The organism is Nitrospirota bacterium (assembly GCA_016214385.1).
Taxonomy (GTDB): domain Bacteria; phylum Nitrospirota; class Thermodesulfovibrionia; order UBA6902; family JACROP01; genus JACROP01.
On record JACROP010000130.1, the window covers coordinates 1 to 19,415 of the forward strand.

At 42.8% G+C, this 19,415-nt stretch carries 20 protein-coding genes; 9 read left to right on the forward strand and 11 right to left on the reverse strand.

What is annotated here, in order from left to right; genetic code table 11:
- Window positions 1-127: 127 nt before the first annotated feature.
- From uvrC to folP, 5 genes are all read left to right on the forward strand, one after another.
- A complete protein-coding gene (gene uvrC, locus HZC12_08220; protein ID MBI5026689.1) occupies window positions 128-1,921 on the forward strand; it encodes an excinuclease ABC subunit UvrC in 1,794 nt (597 codons plus the stop codon).
- Window positions 1,918-2,508: a hypothetical protein gene (locus tag HZC12_08225; protein MBI5026690.1), complete on the forward strand. Its 591-nt coding sequence runs from the start codon at window positions 1,918-1,920 to the stop codon at window positions 2,506-2,508. Before uvrC ends, HZC12_08225 begins: the two co-directional genes overlap by 4 nt.
- The gene (locus HZC12_08230) at window positions 2,505-3,557 is read left to right on the forward strand and encodes a phosphotransferase (GenBank protein MBI5026691.1); all 1,053 of its coding nucleotides are present in this window, start codon (window positions 2,505-2,507) and stop codon (window positions 3,555-3,557) included. The genes HZC12_08225 and HZC12_08230 overlap by 4 nt, the downstream gene beginning before the upstream one ends.
- Before the next feature lie 163 nt (window positions 3,558-3,720).
- Window positions 3,721-5,559: an ATP-dependent metallopeptidase FtsH/Yme1/Tma family protein gene (locus HZC12_08235; GenBank protein MBI5026692.1), complete on the forward strand. Its 1,839-nt coding sequence runs from the start codon at window positions 3,721-3,723 to the stop codon at window positions 5,557-5,559.
- Between the two features lie 8 nt (window positions 5,560-5,567).
- A complete protein-coding gene (gene folP / locus HZC12_08240; GenBank protein ID MBI5026693.1) occupies window positions 5,568-6,431 on the forward strand; it encodes a dihydropteroate synthase in 864 nt (287 codons plus the stop codon).
- A gap of 399 nt (window positions 6,432-6,830) precedes the next feature.
- On the opposite strand, the gene HZC12_08245 is transcribed toward folP, so the two are convergent.
- The 5 genes from HZC12_08245 to HZC12_08265 all read right to left on the reverse strand — a co-directional run bounded on the left by HZC12_08245 (window position 6,831) and on the right by HZC12_08265 (window position 8,847).
- Entirely contained in the window at window positions 6,831-7,277 is a 447-nt protein-coding gene (locus tag HZC12_08245) for a DUF3617 family protein (GenBank protein MBI5026694.1), read from the reverse strand.
- Window positions 7,278-7,475: 198 nt separating this feature from the next.
- A complete protein-coding gene (locus HZC12_08250; protein MBI5026695.1) occupies window positions 7,476-7,988 on the reverse strand; it encodes a hypothetical protein in 513 nt (170 codons plus the stop codon).
- Window positions 7,989-8,025: 37 nt separating this feature from the next.
- Window positions 8,026-8,166, reverse strand: coding sequence for a hypothetical protein (locus tag HZC12_08255; protein ID MBI5026696.1), 141 nt, complete (start codon window positions 8,164-8,166; stop codon window positions 8,026-8,028).
- Between the two features lie 121 nt (window positions 8,167-8,287).
- Window positions 8,288-8,464: an OmpA family protein gene (locus tag HZC12_08260; GenBank protein ID MBI5026697.1), complete on the reverse strand. Its 177-nt coding sequence runs from the start codon at window positions 8,462-8,464 to the stop codon at window positions 8,288-8,290.
- Complete coding sequence (locus HZC12_08265) at window positions 8,461-8,847, reverse strand: DUF4870 domain-containing protein (GenBank protein ID MBI5026698.1); 387 nt, start codon at window positions 8,845-8,847, stop codon at window positions 8,461-8,463. The genes HZC12_08260 and HZC12_08265 overlap by 4 nt, the downstream gene beginning before the upstream one ends.
- 348 nt (window positions 8,848-9,195) lie before the next feature.
- On the opposite strand from HZC12_08265, the gene HZC12_08270 reads away from it, so the two are divergent.
- From HZC12_08270 to HZC12_08285, 4 genes are read left to right on the forward strand one after another with little or no spacing between them, the layout of a single operon-like run.
- Window positions 9,196-9,963, forward strand: a complete 768-nt coding sequence (locus tag HZC12_08270) for a TIGR00159 family protein (protein MBI5026699.1) — start codon at window positions 9,196-9,198, stop codon at window positions 9,961-9,963.
- Window positions 9,960-10,607 carry a hypothetical protein gene (locus HZC12_08275; GenBank protein MBI5026700.1) on the forward strand — a complete coding sequence of 216 codons (648 nt, stop codon included), beginning with the start codon at window positions 9,960-9,962 and terminating at the stop codon, window positions 10,605-10,607. The genes HZC12_08270 and HZC12_08275 overlap by 4 nt, the downstream gene beginning before the upstream one ends.
- Window positions 10,604-11,953, forward strand: a complete 1,350-nt coding sequence (locus HZC12_08280; protein ID MBI5026701.1) for a phosphoglucosamine mutase — start codon at window positions 10,604-10,606, stop codon at window positions 11,951-11,953. The genes HZC12_08275 and HZC12_08280 overlap by 4 nt, the downstream gene beginning before the upstream one ends.
- Window positions 11,954-11,963: 10 nt before the next feature.
- Complete coding sequence (locus HZC12_08285; protein MBI5026702.1) at window positions 11,964-14,504, forward strand: DNA internalization-related competence protein ComEC/Rec2; 2,541 nt, start codon at window positions 11,964-11,966, stop codon at window positions 14,502-14,504.
- Here HZC12_08285 and HZC12_08290 read toward each other — a convergent pair.
- From HZC12_08290 to HZC12_08315, 6 genes are all read right to left on the reverse strand, one after another.
- Entirely contained in the window at window positions 14,488-15,009 is a 522-nt protein-coding gene (locus HZC12_08290) for an adenylyl-sulfate kinase (GenBank protein MBI5026703.1), read from the reverse strand. The genes HZC12_08285 and HZC12_08290 overlap by 17 nt on opposite strands.
- A gap of 99 nt (window positions 15,010-15,108) precedes the next feature.
- Entirely contained in the window at window positions 15,109-15,411 is a 303-nt protein-coding gene (locus HZC12_08295) for a type II toxin-antitoxin system RelE/ParE family toxin (protein MBI5026704.1), read from the reverse strand.
- Complete coding sequence (locus HZC12_08300) at window positions 15,389-15,652, reverse strand: AbrB/MazE/SpoVT family DNA-binding domain-containing protein (GenBank protein ID MBI5026705.1); 264 nt, start codon at window positions 15,650-15,652, stop codon at window positions 15,389-15,391. The genes HZC12_08295 and HZC12_08300 overlap by 23 nt, the downstream gene beginning before the upstream one ends.
- Before the next feature lie 739 nt (window positions 15,653-16,391).
- Window positions 16,392-17,465 (reverse strand): three-Cys-motif partner protein TcmP, encoded by a 1,074-nt coding sequence (tcmP, locus tag HZC12_08305; protein MBI5026706.1) that lies wholly within the window; start codon window positions 17,463-17,465, stop codon window positions 16,392-16,394.
- Window positions 17,466-17,481: 16 nt separating this feature from the next.
- Window positions 17,482-18,438 (reverse strand): hypothetical protein, encoded by a 957-nt coding sequence (locus tag HZC12_08310; GenBank protein MBI5026707.1) that lies wholly within the window; start codon window positions 18,436-18,438, stop codon window positions 17,482-17,484.
- Entirely contained in the window at window positions 18,431-19,327 is an 897-nt protein-coding gene (locus HZC12_08315; GenBank protein MBI5026708.1) for a hypothetical protein, read from the reverse strand. Before HZC12_08315 ends, HZC12_08310 begins: the two co-directional genes overlap by 8 nt.
- Window positions 19,328-19,415 lie beyond the last annotated feature (88 nt).

Below are 19,415 nucleotides of genomic sequence, written 5' to 3' on the forward strand. Positions count from 1 at the left end.
TTAAGGTGTCGTATAGAAATTCTTCACCAGCCTTCCCTACCTCCCTTGTTAGTTTTACTGTAGTTCTTAGTTCTATCTCTAAATTTCAGTAAGGGGAAAATGTGGTGGTAATCAGTTATAATTTATTATGGCCGTTAAACAGAAACTCAGCATTGTCCCTTCATCCCCAGGCATTTATATAATGAAAGGTCTCAGGGAAAGACCCATCTATGTCGGCAAGGCAAAGAACCTGCGGACAAGATTACGCTCATATTTTCAGGAATCATCAGGGCTTGATGCAAGAAAATCTGTAATGATAAGAGAAATTAGGGATTTCAGTTATATAGTCACTGCGAATGAGCTTGAGGCCCTTGTGCTTGAGGCAAACTTCATAAAGAGATTTAAACCGAAATATAATATAATCCTGAGGGATGACAAAAACTATCCATATCTTAAACTCACTGTAAATGAGGAATGGCCGAGGCTTGAGGTCGTCAGAAGAATCGCAAGGGATGGCTCCATTTATTTTGGCCCCTATGTCCCTACTGGCATTATGTGGGAGACCCTTGCATTTGTCAGGCGTAATTTCCCTGTAAGGACGTGCAGACACAAACTCGACAGGCCCATGAGACCATGTGTGCAATATCAGATGGGCAGGTGCCTTGCACCATGCACAGGAGACCTCAGCAGGGATAAATACATGGAGGCGGTTAATGAAGTAAAACTCTTTCTCCAGGGACAGAGAAAGGAGCTTCTCGAGAATCTCCAGAAGAGAATGGAGAGGCTTTCAGATGTGTTGAAGTTTGAAGAGGCAGCTAATATAAGGGACAGGCTAAGGGTTATTGAAAAGGCGTGGGGCGAACAGCGGGCAGTTGCGCCTGAGCTTGGAGATATGGATGCCATTGGCCTGTACAGGGAAAAGCAAGAGGCAGTGGTATTTATGCTATTTATAAGAAAGGGGATGATAATCGGGCAGAGGGATTTTTTCCTTAAAAGACTTAAAGATACAGGAGATGACGAACTCCTCAGAAGTTTTATAGAGCAGTTCTATTCAAAAGAAATCCTGCCGCCGCCTGCGATAATCCTTCCAGTTCAGGCAGAGCTCCACACCCAGAGGCTCTGGCTGAGTGAAAAAAGGGGGGGAACTGTAAAACTTTCCATCCCAAAAACTGAGAAGGAGTTTAATGTCCTCCGGATGGCCTCAGACAATGCTGCCATTGCTTTTAGAAGACACAAAGAAGAGAGAGTTGATGAGACCCTTCTCGAGCTAAAGAATCTCCTTAACCTGAAGGCCCTGCCAGAGAGAATCGAGGCCATTGACGTATCCAATATTTCAGGCTCTGAGGCTGTGGGCGCCCTTGTCGTATGGAAAGACAGAAGTTTTCTCAAAGACGATTACAGACTTTTTAAGATAAAAACTGTTGAAGGAATCGATGATTTTGCTATGATAGGAGAGGTAGCTGGCAGGTATTTTAAGAAAAAACTGGAAAGTGTTGGCGGTGAAGACCTCCCGCAACTTTTAGTAATAGATGGAGGTAGGGGCCAGCTCGAGGCTGCCCTTAGAGCTATGTCTGTCTTCGGGCTTTCAATGGATGTGATTGGTCTTGCAAAAGAGAGGAAGGATCGACCTGAAAGGGTATATCTGCCGGCTAAAGCCACACCCATACCCTTGGCACCAGGGGCAGCATCGACGCACCTGCTTCAAAGGATAAGGGATGAAGCCCATAGGTTTGCTATAACTTATCATAAAAAATTAAGGGCAAAACGAACTCTCGAATCTCCTCTATCAAAAATCCCTGGCATAGGGAAGGTTAGGAGGCTTTCCCTGCTCAAAAGATTTGGTAGCCTTGATGCAATAAGGAAAGCAACTATGGAGGAACTGCTTGAGGTAAAGGGGATTGATAAAAAAATTGCTGAAGCCCTTGTTGGAGGTAAAAAATGAAACGCTTTGTAATAATCATCACCGGTGGACTTTTAATACAGTTGTTTCTTTTAATCCACTTTTTTATCGCTGACAATGCCCTCGCTGCCTACAGCATCTATCTTAAAAATGGCAGTGTCATATCCGGCATTGAATATGTCGAAGAGGAGGCAGGAGAAATTAAATTTTATTTGCGAGGGGGTATGTTCACAATTCCCAGGGCAGATATATTAAAAATTGAAAAAGAAGAGGGGCCTGTGAAGGATGTAAGGTCAAAGGAAAAAGAGGAAGAAGTCCCTTCTGCTGAGATAACGCCAGTGGAAGAGGGGAGGGAAGCAGATGCCGAACTCCTCGTCAGCCTGAAAAACAGGAGGCAGGCGATACTGGACAGGCTCAAGGAGATAGAGGCAAAGGAAGAAAAAAGCAGGGACTTAGCAGAAGAACTCAAGAGGCCAAAGTACAAAGAAATGGTTGGAAAAGAAAGGCGATTGAAAAAAGAGGAAGAAGAGATTGATAAAGAGCTTGAGGACCTCAGGAAGGAAAAAGAGGAGCTTTTAGGAGAAAAGGCAGAAGTCGAGGCCCGCATTTCTGAGGTGGAGAAGAGATGATAGAAAAAGGCTGTCTTGAAAAATACCTCAAAGGACTCTTCGGAGAGGATATTACACTCAAAGAGTTTTCCCCGCTCGGCGCAGGGGTTCACGGGACAGGGTTCTCCGTAGTCCTGGATACAGAGGCAGGGATAAAACGCCTTGTCCTTAAAGACCTTGTAGGCGAAGGGCTCGGCCACGACTTGCCGTCTGACAGGGCAGCGGTATTCCTCTGGGCAAAGGACAATTACGGGCTTTTGCCAAAACACATAAAGGCAGTAGATGTAGCAATGCTTACAGAAGCAGGTGCTGTTCAATCCATCGGGACAGGTAAGGAGTATTATCTCCTCATGGAAGAGGCAAAGGGAATTAATTATTTCAAAGACCTCGATTCTATGGCAGAGAAAGACAGCCTTGACGAATCTGATAAAAAAAAGATTTATATGATGGCAGATTACCTTTCAGAAATCCATAAGGTTAAAAAGGAATCCAGAATCCTTTACTGGAGGAAACTCAGGGACACAATAGGACATGGCGAATGCCTGATGGGAGTGTTTGATACCTATCCTGATGGAACCATTGACTATGAGGAAATGGCAGAGGTAGAGAAAAAGTGCATTGACTGGAGGGCGAAACTGAAGCCCGGGTTCAAAAGGCTATGTCAGATACATGGAGATTTCCATCCCGGCAATATCTGGTTTAAGGACAGCGAAGATTTTATCCTGCTTGATAGAAGCAGGGGCCCATGGGGAGATGCAGCGGATGATATAACTGCGCTTACAATTAATTACATCTTCTTTTCAATCAATAAATTCGGAAAGCTCTATGGCCCGTATTCTGAAGCACTGAAACTATTCTATGACAGGTATATCAGGAACTCAGGGGATTCAGAGCTTTACTCTGTAGTTGCGCCATTCTATGCATTCAGGGGTGTTGTTGTTGCAAATCCTGTTTTCTACCCTAATGTCACTCATGAAAACAGACGCAGGATTTTTAATTTCATCCACAGTGTACTTGAAGACAGAACTTTCAACCCCGACAGGGTGAATGATTATATAGAGGCCAGTTAATTAAACGCATCATGCCTTTCTGAACCTTTAAAGTAGCAAATCTCCTGCGGGTTCAAGTTTGTAACTTGAACCCGCTGAGGAGTCGGAAGGATTCCCGACGTGCGGGAATGATAAACAGGGAGAAGAAAGCGGGAGTCATTGTAAAACCGAAAAGAAATATGTTATTTTATTTAACAGGAGGGAGGTTAAAAATTTGTATAGAAACCTGATTGTCTGGATATTATTCGGCGTAGTCATGATATTACTCTTCAACCTCTTTAATGCCCCAAAGAAGGTCGAAGAGGAAATAATATTTTCTGATTTCATGGCAAAACTGGATACCAGTGAAATAGAAGAAGTAACCATAAAAGAAAACCACATCACCGGACGCCTTAAAAACGGAACAAAATTTAAATCCTATGCTGCTGATTACCCTGACCTGGTTAAAGACCTGCGGGCAAAAGGTGTAAAGATTACAGCAAAACCACCAGAGCAAAACCCCTGGTATGTAACCGTCTTTTTTAACTTTGGGCCGATTATTTTACTTGTCTTCATATGGATATTCTTCATGCGCCAGATGCAGACAGGCGGCAATAAGGCCCTGTCTTTTGGAAAAAGCAAAGCGAGACTTATTTCTGAGAAAGGAGTAAAGATAACTTTTGCTGATGTGGCTGGCATAGAAGAGGCAAAGGTAGAGGTTCAGGAAATAATAGATTTTCTCAAAGACCCTGGCAAGTTTTCAAAGCTTGGAGGCAAAATACCAAAAGGGGTCCTGCTCGTAGGCGCTCCAGGGACAGGTAAAACCCTTCTTGCAAGGGCCATAGCAGGCGAGGCAGCGGTTCCTTTCTTTTCCATAAGTGGCTCTGATTTTGTTGAGATGTTTGTCGGTGTAGGGGCGTCGAGGGTAAGAGACCTTTTTGAACAGGGCAAGAAAAATGCCCCCTGCATAATCTTTATTGATGAGATAGATGCAGTAGGTCGGCACAGGGGCGCTGGCCTCGGTGGAGGTCATGATGAGAGAGAGCAGACCCTTAACCAGCTCCTTGTGGAGATGGATGGCTTTGAGGGGACAGGAGGCGTGATAATTCTCGCTGCTACTAACAGGCCTGATGTCCTTGACCCCGCACTCTTGAGGCCGGGCCGTTTTGACCGGCAGGTCGTTGTATCACAGCCTGATGTAAAAGGTAGACTCGAGATCCTTAAAGTCCACACGAGAAAAATCCCGCTTGCAGAAAATGTAACCCTCGAATTAATCGCAAGGGGCACCCCGGGCTTCTCAGGCGCAGACTTGGCCAATCTTGTGAATGAGGCTGCCCTTTTCGCTGCCAGACAATCCAAGAGCAAGGTTGAAATGCAGGATTTCGAAAATGCAAAGGATAAAGTCCTCATGGGTGTTGAAAGAAAGAGTATGATAATATCCGAATCAGAGAAGCGCAACACCGCTTACCATGAGGCAGGCCATACCCTCGTAGCAAAACTAACGCCTAATACAGACCCTATCCATAAGGTGAGCATAATCCCCAGGGGAATGGCCCTCGGAGTTACACAGCAGCTTCCAATAGATGATAGATACACATACTCCAGAGATTATCTGTTCAATGCAATGTCTGTCCTGCTCGGTGGAAGGGCAGCAGAAGAGATTGCTTTAGGGCACATGACAACCGGGGCAGGAAATGACCTTGAAAGGGCAACCGAGCTGGCAAGGAAGATGGTCTGTGAGTGGGGGATGAGCGAGAAACTGGGGCCACTGACCTTTGGAAAAAGGGAAGAGCACATATTCCTCGGAAAGGAGATTGCGAGACATAAAGATTACTCAGAAAAGACAGCCGAAGAAATAGATGCTGAGATTAAAAGGATTGTCTTTGAAAGGTATGAATACTCTAAGAATCTTCTCCTGGATAATCGTTCCATTCTTGAAAATCTTGCCAGGACCCTCCTTGAAAAAGAGACCCTCGATGGCGCTGAAATAGAGGCCATAATAAGGGAATCAGAAGAAATAAAGGCATTCGTCCCAGAGGTATAGATAGGTTAATGCCTTTACGAGAGCAAGGGGGCTGTTTGAAACTCGCCTGGAGAGACTTCATTTTTGACTTCACCAAAAAAACTTACATCATGGGGGTTCTGAATGTCACTCCTGATTCTTTCTCTGACGGTGGACTCTATCTAAATAAAGAGAGGGCTGTTGAACATGCCCTCAGGCTGGTGGAAGAGGGAGCGGATATCATAGATGTTGGAGGAGAATCCACGAGGCCAGGTTCAGACCCGGTGCCTTTAGAAGAAGAGCTTAGGAGAGTCTTGCCTGTGATTGAGTCAATTGCAAAAAAAGTAAATGTGCCTATATCCATTGATACTTATAAAGCCTCTGTTGCGAGGGCTGCCATATCTTCAGGCGCCTCTATTGTGAATGACATAAGCGGCCTGAGGTTTGACCCTGATATGCCAGGGGTCATTGCAAAGGCTGGCGTCCCTGTTGTCATTATGCACATAAAGGGCACACCAAGAGATATGCAGTTAAATCCATCCTACGATGCCTTAATCCCTGAGATCATGGATTATTTCAATTACAGTATCAAAATAGCGATGAACGCCGGCATACCCGAAGACCTGATAATAATTGACCCTGGAATAGGTTTTGGAAAGACTGTGGAGCACAACCTTGAAATCATAAAGAGGCTCGGTGAATTTTCTTCCATCAAAAAACCAATCTTGATTGGCCCGTCAAGGAAGTCTTTTATAGGGAAGGTGCTCGGAGACCTGCCAGTTAACGAAAGGCTTGAGGGCACAGCAGCAGCAGTTGCAATTGCAATACTCAATGGCGCAAATATAATAAGGGTACACGATGTGAAAGCTATGGCAAGAGTGGCAAAGGTTGCAGATGCGATAGTTCGTCAATAGTAAACAGCCTGTTGAAAATTGAACCCTGAAGTTTGAATTGTTATTGAGACAGTGCTTTTATGAAGCACAAAATATACGGGTTCAAGTTACAAACCACATCTGTCCAAGATAATCTAAAAAGTTCTCTTATTTGATTTAAACCTATTGTAATTTAAAGCTTTTTGGACAGGTATGTTCATGTTCTCAAATCAGGTTGCCTTATTCTGAAANNNAACATATTGAAAAAACTGGATTCCTGCCTCCGCAGGAATGACAACTTACGAAACAATAATCTATTAGTTCTCATTCTAATTCTCCATATGCTGTCCAGGAAAAGTTGTTTTGGACAGATGTGGTTACAAACTTGAACCCGCTGAGTTAAGTTGCCACACAAACGAGAATAGTAGATTTCCAGTGATTCTACTTGCAGTCCCCGATGCGGCGGCCCTTCATCTTGGTTGTCGAGCGCATAACCTGCCCGCTCTTGTCCGTGATCTTTGTCTTCAGCGTTCCCGCATAGGTGGTCCCGCTGTAAGTGATTTCCCCTTCACCCTCGGTCACCGAACCTTTCTCGACGCACTTGACCTTCCATATCACCTTGTTGCCGGTGATCTTCTGATCAAGAATCTTACAGTTCTGCTCCTTCTCCTTCTGCGCGGTCTGGGGGACAATGTCCTTCTGTGACAGGCACTCGGTCGTGGTAATGGGCATCATAGGGATCTCCATGGGCATGCCTTCCATCTTCATCTCCATGGTATGCTCCCACTTGCCTTCCTTCATGTCAACAGCCAGTGCTGGAGTTGAAACAAACAGCGAAACGGCACAGAGTACCGCTCCTACTGTGATGCAAATACCTTTCTTTTTCATGCTATCCTCCTTAAAATTAGATTGTTATTGTTCAACGAGCTCCACCCTTCTGTTCTTCGCACGTCCCTCCTCGGTCTTGTTCGATGCCACAATTGAAAAGCAATCTATTTGTGCTCCGATACCGTGATAGCCGTGATGTCCGGAACATTCTTACATTCGACTTGAATGCCTTTTATCATTCCAAAAAGTTTTTTCGACTCAGAGCCGGCCAGCGGCCTTCTCGGCCAATGGCCGAAGCTTTGAAACAGGGACCATCTGTGCCTCCGAAGGCGACATGACCTCCACGCCTACTATGACCCCGCCCTTGTCCACGGTACAACCCGTTATATAGGCCGGTGTGCGGGAATTACCAATGGCGGTCGAGCAAGTGGTGTTTCCGTGCTTCTCCTCTGTCATTTTTATTCCCATCTTCTTGGCCTTTTCGATACCCTCGCTTGCGTGCTTGGTATCAGCGTCCTTTTTCGCGAACCGACGAACTGTCACGAAGTAAGTTCCTGCCATCATTTGGCACATCTCTGTGGTTTCCAACGCCCCGCTACGGCCCACCTTTCCGCCGACTACGGCTTCGATTTCCCCTGCGGACAAGAGCTTGCATGCGTCTGTAACCGCCGAGGCATCATCCGGCCTAACCATCCCCCATGTCCATAATATACTTGCCGCCACTACAACAACGACTTGCCATAGTACCTTTTTCCCGGATATTGCTTTCATATCTTCCCCCTTTCTTAAGCTATCTCATTACTCATTTTTACTGTTCCACAAGTTCAACCCTTCTGTTCTTGGCACGGCCCTCATCGGTCTTGTTCGATGCTACTGGCGCCAGGGGGCCGACTCCGTCTGCACGAAGACGCGCAGTAGCAATGCCGTGTTTTGTTGTCAATTCTTTCACAACAGCATCCGCACGCCTCCCTCTTACTCGAGGTCTTCTTAGTATATTCGCCCTCAGTTCATAAGATTGTTCATTTCCCTATCATCTTTGCAAGTCCTGCATAGTCAATCTTCTCAAGCATCTACTGTTTAACTAATTCTACCCTTCTGTTTTTCGCCCTGCCTTCATCGGTATCGTTCGAAGCCACAGGCGACAGAGGGCCGACGCCATCTGCCCGTAAACGTGCAGCAGCAATGCCGTGTTTGGTTGTTAGTTCTTTAACTACCGCATCAGCCCTCCGGCGAGCTTCATTTTTTATGCATTCTTCTCAGCAATATCTCCAACAATGGGGAGCTTGAATCTTTCTCCCTGATATGCCTTATATATGACAAATAACCAGAGGATGAATCCACCGAGACCTAATCCAAGGTAAATCACAGCACTGATAATCCATCCAACTACAGGGACAAATGCTAAGGCAATCGAGACTATACCCAGGACTATCCAGAGAATGATCCATGCAGCCCCAAATAAGATCGCCTGCATTGCATGAAACCGGACATATTTATTCTCCTTCTCGATTACAAAGATGATTATGCCGGTTATAACTGTCAGAACATAAGCCAGGGCTGCAGCAAGATTCGGCTGAAGCCCACTACTTGAAGTCCCTAATTCTACCTGTTTTTGCTCTGTGTTAGACATGGTTCCTCCTTCCCCTTGTGGGTTCAATTTTGTCCCGACTTTATCGGGAAACCCTTAGTTTGATAATGGTCAAGCCGATGTTATTTATTGAATAGTCAGGTTCAACTCGTTGCCCCGACACTCTCGCCTCGATGCGAAGCGGGTCGGGGTAACTGAGCTGTAAACAAAAAATTAAGGTATCTATCCAAAATCTATCTAAAGGTAAAATGGTTGTCAAGAGATTTTGTAGTTACCAGGGAAACTTTTGAGAGTGTAAAGTTTTGCTACATGGAGAGTGCTTCTATACACTATGGGCTGTGCCAATTCTTTGACCCCTAACTCAAAAAACCTGTTATAATAACAGCCAGCATGGAAATCCTCAAACAGTTCAGGTGGCAGGATATTTTTGATGTCCTTCTCGTGGCAATAATACTCTACCGCGTGCTTTTAATTATTAAGGGGACCAGGGCAGCCCAGATGCTGATAGGCCTCGGCGTATTGCTTCTCGCATCACTGCTTTCCAGGTATATAGAACTTTACACCATAGACTGGCTTATTCAGAGCTTCTGGGCACAGATAGTGATAGCCATTATAATTTTATTCCAGCCAGAGATAAGGCGCGCACTGGCCCAGATGGGAGAAGCCCCTTTTCTTCCGTCCCTCGCACCGGCCGAAGAGTTGAAGTCTCTCGAAGAAATAGTAAAAGCATCTATAGCCCTTGCAAATAGGAAAATTGGCGCCCTGATAGTCCTTGAGAGGGAGACAAGCCTCAGGGATTTTATTGAGATTGGCACACCCCTCGACGCAAAGGTATCGAGGGAGCTTATCCTGAGTATCTTCCACCCGACATCTCCTATACATGACGGCGCTGTGATTATAAAAGGCAACAGGGTCATTGCCGCAGGATGTTTCTTGCCCCTCACCCTGAGTACCGAACTTTCAAAAACTTTCGGAACAAGGCACAGGGCCGGTATCGGCCTGACAGAGGAGACAGATGCAGTTGCAATAATAATCTCTGAAGAGACAGGCAGCATTGCTACTGCGGTGGGAGGCAAACTCGAAAAGAATGTAGATATGGGTTCTCTCAGGGATTTCCTCACAGATGCCTTTGCAGCACCAAAGGAAAAGAAGAGATGAGGTTCATAAAATTTATAAAGAAAAATCCCTCTTTGAAGCTGGCCTCTCTACTTCTGGCCATTGCCCTCTGGTTTTTTGTAGTCGCAAAGGGCCGCTCTACGATTACTATTGATATCCCGATTGAATATAAAAACATACCGCAAAGCATGGAAATGGTGGAGGGCCCTAAAAAGGTAAGTATTACAATAGAAGGCCAGGAAAGGCTTGTTAGAAATTTAAGGCAAAATGATATAACTGTTTTTGTAGAGCTCAGCGATGCAAAGAAAGGGGAAACATCTTTTTATCTTTCTAAGGATAATGTGAAACTACCGAGGTATCTTACCATAACCAAGATTTCTCCCAGGACAATAAAACTCTGGCTTGATGAGACGATTAAAAAGGTTGTTGCAGTGAGGCCTGTAATCATCGGTTCACCAGAACAGGGGCTACGGGTGCGTACCGTGGAGGTAATGCCAAAAGAAGTTGAAATTGAAGGCCCGAAGGCTGTGCTTGTGAGGCTTCATGTGCTTAAGACAGAGCCTATTGATATAACAGGCATTACAGAAGACCTGAAGTATGATGCCCGCCTGGAGGTCTCTAATCGAAATATTCGGGTAAATACTCTGGAAGTAAAGGTTAATATATTACTTGCGAGGTCAAAATGAGAAAACTTTTTGGAACAGACGGCATAAGAGGTAAAGTAAATACATATCCCATGACTTCAGAGATAGCCCTCAAGGTTGGCAGGGCAGCAGCCCATGTGTTAAAGAAGGCACATGGAAGGAATATGATACTCATTGGCAAAGATACGCGGCTATCAGGATATATGCTTGAGAGCGCTCTTACCTCAGGCATATGTTCTATGGGCATGAATGTTGTTCTTGTCGGCCCACTTCCAACCCCCGGGATAGCATTTATCACAAGAAGCCTCAGAATAGATGCGGGTATTGTTATTTCTGCCTCCCACAACCCTTATGATGACAATGGCATAAAGTTTTTTTCCTCCAATGGCTTTAAGCTTCCAGATGAAGTAGAGAGGGCAATAGAGGACGCTGTGTTTTCTGAGGAGATGAAGAAGATACGGCCGCTCGGCTCTGACATTGGCAAGGCCTTCAGGATAGAAGATGCTACTGGCAGATATATCGAGTATCTGAAGTCAACCTTTCCAAAGGGCATGACGCTCGATGGATTGAAGGCGGTTGTGGATTGCGCAAATGGAGCAGCCTATAAAGTGACCCCATGGGTTTTAAGGGAGCTCGGGGCAGAGGTAATAGCGATTAATGAGAAGCCCGATGGTAAAAATATAAATGCAAATTGTGGCTCTATTCACCCTGAGGCTATGCAGAAAGCGGTTATTGAAAACAGGGCAGATATTGGAATTGCCCATGACGGTGATGCTGACAGGACAATCCTCTGCGATGAAAATGGACAGATAGTTGATGGAGACCAGATAATGGGGATCTGTGCCTTAGAGGCGAAAAAGGGAGGTTATCTTAAAGGCAACACTATAGTCTGCACTGTTATGAGTAATATGGGTCTTGAAAAATTTTTACGCAGTGCAGGAATAAAACTCATAAGAACGCAGGTGGGCGATAGATACGTTGTAGAGGAAATGCTTAAAGGCGGGTATAACCTTGGCGGAGAACAGTCAGGGCACATAATATTTATGGATTACAATACAACAGGGGATGGCCCTCTGACAGCCCTTCAGGCCCTTGCGGTAATGCGTAAAAAGGGAAAAACCCTCTCAGAACTTGCCTCTGACATTCCCCGTTATCCGCAGGTCTTAATGAACGTAAAGGTAACAGAGAAAAAGAATGTAGAAGAATTCCCCGAGATCATCAGGGCTATAAAAGCAGCCGAGAAAAGACTCGATGGAGGGCGTATCCTTATCAGACCTTCCGGCACAGAGCCAAAAATCAGGGTGATGGTAGAAGGAGAGGACATGGACAGGATTGCCCTGATAGCAAAAGAGCTAACAGAAATAATCAGATTGAAAATGCAAAATTGAATTTGATTTGATGACCTTTGCCCTGCCTTTTATCTCAGGGATTGCTGTTTATAATTTTCTGCCTTACTTTCCATTCTCTATTTCCATAATTATTTCTGTTATTGTTGCCGCAGGCCTGATAAAAAACCGCCAGGGCAATAAAATTGCAAAGAGATCTTCTTCTCAAATTGCACTCATGGCCTTTGCCCTTATTGCAGGCTTTTTATACAGCAATATACGACATGAAGATTTCCCTGCAGTTAAACTGCCTGAAGGAGAATCCATAATCAAAGGCACTGTTGCTGATATGCCAGTGCTCTCAGGAGGGAAGCTCCGCTTTACCATTGATGATGTAAATATAAATGGCGAAGATTTACCAGGCAAGGTCAGGCTCAGTGCCCCTGCCCCGTTAGAGATTTCGTCTCTAACGGGGCAGGCTGAAACAGGCCATGGATATAACGATAGGATAAAAGCCATTGCAAGACTTAAAGAACCTGCCGTGTTTCTAAATCCCGGGGTCTATTCTTATGATTTAAGAAGGGATGGGGTTTTTGCTGCTGGCTTTTCTAAACAGATCGAGGTAATCGAGGAAGGCAGCGGTTTCTTTCACCGGGTTTACAAAAAAAGGCAGGGACTCGGAAAAATGTTTAATGAGAGCCTCACTGAGGAGAATGCCTCATTCCTTAAGGCAATAGTCCTGGGGCTGCAAACAGAGATTAACCAGAATTTAAGAAATGCCTTCAGCGCTACAGGTCTTGCCCATCTCCTCAGTGTCTCTGGAACCCACTTTGGACTTCTCGCCTTTATACTATTTAAAATAATCAAGGGCCTTGTTAAGGTGATGCCATATAGACTTTTTGCGAGGCTGACCCTCTATATTACTCCCACACAGATAGCAGTTATTATAACACTCCCCTTATTAATCTTATATGCAATAATCTCTGGTGGCAGTATTCCAACAATCCGTTCTTTTATAATGGTCTTTATTTACATGGCAGCCCTTTTCCTCGGAAGAAAAGGCCAGTGGCTAAATTCCCTATCCATAGCAGCAGTTATTATCCTCTTATGGGAGCCCAGGGCATTATTTGACCTTTCCTTTCAGCTTTCATTTCTTGCAGTTTTATCCATTGGATATGTCCTTGAGAAATACAAGCCCGATGAAGAATGGGAAAAAGGCCCAAAGGTCGGTGCGACCAGGCCTTCTCTGCTGAAAAGGGCATTTGAAGGCATCAAAACCTCTATCATGATAACTGTTGCTGCAACCCTCGGCACAGCCCCCCTTGTAGCATATTATTTCTATCAATTTCCTCTGATTTCTCCTCTTGCCAATCTCATCGTCACTCCCCTCGTATGCTTTGTGCTCCTTCCAGTTGGTTTCTTCTCAGGCTTTATTGCAATAATCTTTAACAGCTCTTTTCTCCCTATGGGCTGGCTTATTGATAAAATCTCTGATGTTTCCTTAAATCTCATTAAACTCCTCTCAACTGTTCCATATGCAAACCTGCATATACCAAAACCATCAATCATAATCATCTGTCTTTATTTTTTATCTATGGGCATTTTTTTGAAAAGCAAATCAAAATGGAGGCTTTCCCCCTTTGTAATCGTAGTCGCCCTCTATATTTTGAATCCCTCTTTTAATAACCATAGTCTGAGGGTTACATTTTTTGATGTTGGCCAGGGGGATGCATCCCTCATAGAGCTGCCTGACAGAAAGACGATGTTGATTGATGGAGGCTCAAAGGACCTCAAAACAGGAAGGAAGGTAATCGCTCCATACCTTTGGTCCAGAGGGATAAAAAAGATAGACTTTGTTGTGCTGAGCCATCCCCATCCAGACCATTATGGCGGCCTCATTTATATAATGGACAACTTCAGGGTCGGTGAAATCTGGGGAAACGGAAGGGTAATCCCCGGGTCAGAGGAATTTTTTGAAAAGGCAGTTGAAAAGCAAATCCCTTACAGGGTCATTGAAAGAGGTGATTCAGTAGAAGGAAAGGGGTACAGGATTTACTGCTTTCACCCTTACAGGGAGTTCCATGCCGGCTCTCAGAGGGGAGATTTTTCAAATCAGAACAGCGATTCCTTAGTGTTAAAAATAGAGGCCAAAGGATTGTCTGTCCTTTTTACAGGAGACATAGAGGTCGAGGCAGAAGAAAATTTAATCCATCTCCATAAATGGCTCAAAAGTGATATTATTAAAGTCCCCCACCACGGTGGAAGGACGTCAAGCTCTGATGCCTTTCTTTATTCTGTAAAGCCGCGGTTTGCTGTAATCAGTGCGGGCAGGAACAATCCATTTAACCATCCCCACATTGAGGCCCTCGAAAGATACAGCAGGTCGGTACGAGTCGGTACGACTGTCGCAACGACACTCGATTCCGAGACAGAGCTTTTCAGGACAGACAGGGATGGGGCAGTTACTGTAACTTTACGAGATACGAAATACGAGATAAAAACTTATCATGACAGCCGATTAAAAAAAGTTGTAGGTCGGTATGACTCTCAGAGACTCGTACTGAGGATTCCGAGCTGGAGGGATGAAATAAGAAACCTCAGGCTTTTGATTTAAGCATTCTAATAATTTTTTCTGAGGCCTCTGACGGAGATTTTTTTACAGCATCTATTGTAACCTCTGGTTTCAGTGGTTCCTCATATGGCACCTTTACACCAGGCACAGGCCACCCCTTCCTGCCCTTCTCATAAATCTCAGTTGGAGCCGCGTGGGTGTCAATCCTTTTTTCCTCCCTTTCTATACAGACTTCAATTGGGCATTTTAAATAAACCTCGACAAACTTAGGAATGAGCATTCTTGCGAGCTCCCTCCATGCCCTCCTGTTTCCTGTGGCATCGATTATCACATTATGGCCGAGTTCAGACAGGAGCTTTGCTGAATAGACAAGTGCCCTGTAGACATGTTCCCTTTCAATGTCAGAGTAAGTGGGCTCTGGTGTTATGACCTTTCTTAATTCATCCATGCGCAATATAACTGCATCAGGAGACTTTTCCTTTAATGCATCTGCAACAGTGCTCTTGCCACTTCCTGGAAGCCCTGTAATCCACACAACCCACGCCATATTGGTTTATTATACATAAATTGAATGTAATACGCGGAAGTAGCAAATCTTTTCCAAAATCTCAATCTCCCGCCATTTGCCATAGATAATGCATCATGGTTATCTTGGATGCTTATAAAGGTCGTCGTGATCAAGAATACGCAAAAGCAGTATCCCACCTGACCAGTCAGGATTTCTTGAATGGTGATGTTTTTCTGGTTCGAGTGAAATTCTGTACCGTTTGTCAACACGAACAGACCAGGCGGTTGGATCGTTGATAATTCGTTCTATATGCAACCCGGGATGTAAGGGGTTTTCTTCTAAAAAGGCAAGAGCCTTTGTGATTTTTTTCCAGAGTTGTTTTTTTGATTTAAGAGATTCAATATCTTTAAGAAAAAGCTTAGTCGGCGTCAGCTTCGGCACTCTTTATTTCCTTCTTAAGCCATTCAGGCATTTCTGTTTTACCGCTTTTCCTGGCCTCCTGCAGCTTTTTCAAACCCTGTTCGCTCAACTGCACTGTTGGATACACGGCCACCGGATTGAGTACAATCGTTCCTCCCTCCATCACCTCCAGATCAAGATAACTGCCTCTTTCAAGCTTCATCTGTTTTCGCAGGGAAGCAGGTAGATTAATACTGCCCCGTTTGTCAATAGAGATAAGCATTGTGTACCTCCAAATCTATTTATGGCTAAAATATCATAATTATGACATTTTGTCAATATGACATATTTATTTTCCTCCGCAACCTCAATCTCCTGCCCTCTGCCCGACGGATAAGGTGCCAGTTTATTTTTTATGTTTGTGTTCCTTGCTTTATATGATAACTAATTCTGTTTCTCTTGCAAAAATTAATAACAGATACTGCAAGGTCATTATAGAATTCCTTAGAATATTTAAATTCAGATGATTTAACGTTATAATTCAATCTGCCAAAGACAATTTTATCTACAAAAGATACAGCGTCCAATATTTCCATCAAATCCTGCTTGATTAAATTTGGGGTAGGATACGGCTCCATACTCACCCATGTTTTAAAATCTTTTTTATGTAAATATTTTAGAGAATCTATTCTATCTTTAAATTTAGCAGAATTCGGCTCAAATTCTTTCCTGAATTTTTCGCTTAAAGAGACCAGTGTAATTCGAAAAACATAAATGAACATATTTTATTTTGCTTTTGTATTTCAGTATTTCTTTGTCCAAAAGTTCTAACGCATTAGAAACTATTTTAGGCTTGCACCACTCTTCATAGGTTGTAACTATGCCGCACCTCCTTTTCATCATATAGGCATAGCATGGATATTTACACCCGTGAGAACACCCCTCAACATGATTCAAACAGAAGTCTGCGTATTCAACTTCGCTCTTGTAAAGTAGAGATTTTCTTTTAATCTCTAATAATCTCATATTATCTTGAATAAGTCTGTTTCGTTGAAAGACCGGCATCGCGGTCTTGGATTAATCCTGATAAGTTTCTTATCTTTTTCCAAGTGTATCAAAGCATCTTTAAAATCTTGTACACGATAAATATTCTTGCCTGTCAACATTTTTCCCAAGATAATATCCAGCGATATTTTTTGACTTCCAGCGAATTCATTATAAACAGCATTAACGATGTCCTGCTTAAAAAATAAAGTTTGCCTTTCTGTTTCGCCTTCTACAAAATTATCTTTCATTTTTTCAAGACCCTTCCTGTTACGTGTTGCAAAAATTAAATAGTAAATATGCACATTTTTAGAATTCATAAGATTTTTGACTGCATAATATTTGAACCCCAACTGCTTTAACCCTATCAAATAGATATCCAAATATTTCTCCCTTGCTTGAAAAGGGGTAATTGTTCCTTTCTTCCTTTCATAATAGATTGGCTCCCATGATTCTGTCCCAAAAATCATATTTAATTTTTTCTTCATTTCACCGTCAATATTTTTCCCATCTTCAAGCGGCATATATCTATTGATTGCCATCCCAAAAGGAAAATTAATAAGTAACTCTGCTTTATTTTTCTCAGATACTCTTCGAATTGTATCCCAATAAAGGTCACCTGCCTGAGGATCGAATAAAGCTAAGAAGGGATTATTATCTGCTATTCTCTTAAGAACATTTGCAATTTCAATATTGCAATCACCGTGAAATATTTCAACATTGAGATTAGGGAATAAAGCCCTGAGCTTTTCCAGTTCTTTTATCTTATTTTTATCCAGTTCTATAAAAAAGTATTTACTGAAAGGCGGGTTAACCGTCAAAGCTAAAGTCGCAGAACCTCTAATCGTCGTCGAAGTTTGTTTGCTCTTGCAGAATCCTGTACTTGCAAAGCCATCTATAAAGTAATATTCCTTGTAACCAGCACGACTCAAAATATTTGAGTATGCCCCAAGATAATTATGAATGCACTTTAATTTTATCTCTGACCATTCCCCAATTTCTTTGCCAAATTCTTTTTTCAATCTAATGAATCCTTTCTTAATTTCCGACAAGCTCAATAACAGTTTTTTAAAAAGGCAATGCCGTCTGATTCTTATTTTTTATTTTTAATGGCCTTTTTGTATAAAAGGAATCCATTTTCTTGTATCTATATTCCAATGATTTTTCATCTAGGCCGCTCAAGTCATGCATAGGAAAAAATTCTATCTTTTGTCTGCCAAAGTATTTATAACTGCTATTCTTATTGTTAGGTTTTTCTATAAGCCGCTCAATTAACGGCAGACTCTTTTCGCTGAGGGTCTCTTTGTCTACATTTTTTGACGAATGATCGAGACAATTATTGAAACAGCCTAATAGCAAGTCAATAAACTGAATGAAATTCGAATATTGGTTCTTCGCTTTTCTATGGTCAGAATTGATGAATGAGATATTATTAGAAACAAACCTGACTTTATCATCATGATTGCCTATATAAAAAATTGAGTGCCATGAAAAATGCATATCGGTCTCAAGAGCTTTATTCTTATCATGGAAGATTTTCTCAATGGTTATCGAACTATAATTGTGAAAGTATGACTTGACAGATTTTAGAATAGCTGTTCTGAAGAACCTGTTGTAAATATTGTTAGCCTGCCTTTGTGTGCCAAACTGAGCTTTGTCTAATTTCTTTAAATCAATTCCTAAAATATAGAAATAGATTTTATTTCTATCGTTTAACAAATAATTGAGCCACTTTTCAGCGATAAAATACTTGTCCTTAGATTTCTCAAGCTCGCTATAATGCACCTCAGTATTATTATGCTTATGTCGTTGGCATCCATCAGAACACTGCCCCCAAATCTTGTCGCCATCTGGATGCCCGCAGCGCATATTCAATAGTTCCTGCAAAAGCAAAGGTTCAATTTTCTCTGGCACTATCATAACGCCTATATAAAGCCAATCTTTTGAGCCTGATTCATCGCAGAAAAGTTTCAATTTAATAGATGAAGCTTCGCTGGTTTTCTGTCCGAGTAAATCCTTATTCACTTCCTCTCCCCTCTACAATCTCAATCTCATCATCGCTCAATCCATACAACTTATAAACAATTCCGTCTATCAACTCATCAGTAGCCTTAATCTTTTCTTTCAAAGGCTCAAGAACGGCACTGCTTTTTGCAAAATGTTTTTCGAGGAGTTCCTGAGTCCTACGACTTGAAGGGTCAACAGACATTTTGTTTCTATTCTTTCTGAGGACATAAAGCAAATGGTTGAAGTCATTGTCATGATATTCTTTAATAGCAGTTTTATTTGACAGGTCATCAATTCCCGCGCCTATTTCCCGCTCAAGCCATTTGACAAATCCTTTTGTCTCATTACCTTTTGCCTTGTTTAACTCTATCATCTGCTCGGCGAGGTAAGCAAAGAAATCGTGAGAGGTGTCAGTCCTGCCCAATGCTAATTCGTACTCTGCCCATTTTAAAATGTCCTCATATTTAGAAGTATCATACAACGCAATAGCCTCTTCAATAAATTCCTGCCGTTCTTTTTCAGGTGTGGTGAAGGCGATAAGTGGCATCGGCATAGAATCTATTTCATAGGAATTTACATGATTATTTGTGCTTGTAAGCCTGAACCGCCATTCCCATAATGATGAATTCAGTAAAGCAAGAATAGCAAATATACTGTGGTTTTTTGGATTAACAATATAGTTGATAGTGTCAGAACAAAAGTTATCCTTCTCAATAATGGTCGCTATAATTCTGCGCCAATTGTCTATTGCAGACCCTCTCTGATAGCCAATACGAATATATTTATGGTCGTACGCCTTTGTATTTTTACCATGAGCGTTAAGAAATCTTTTGACATCAAGATATACAGGCTCTCCCTGTTTGGGCTCTTCCTGAAACGCATAGCGATTTATGTGAGCGCCCCTCAAAACAATTTGTCCTTTATAAAAAAAAAAAAAAAACTCAGAATGTGCTGTAAGATTAACTTCACCCTGCTGGGATTGTGCAAAATGTTTA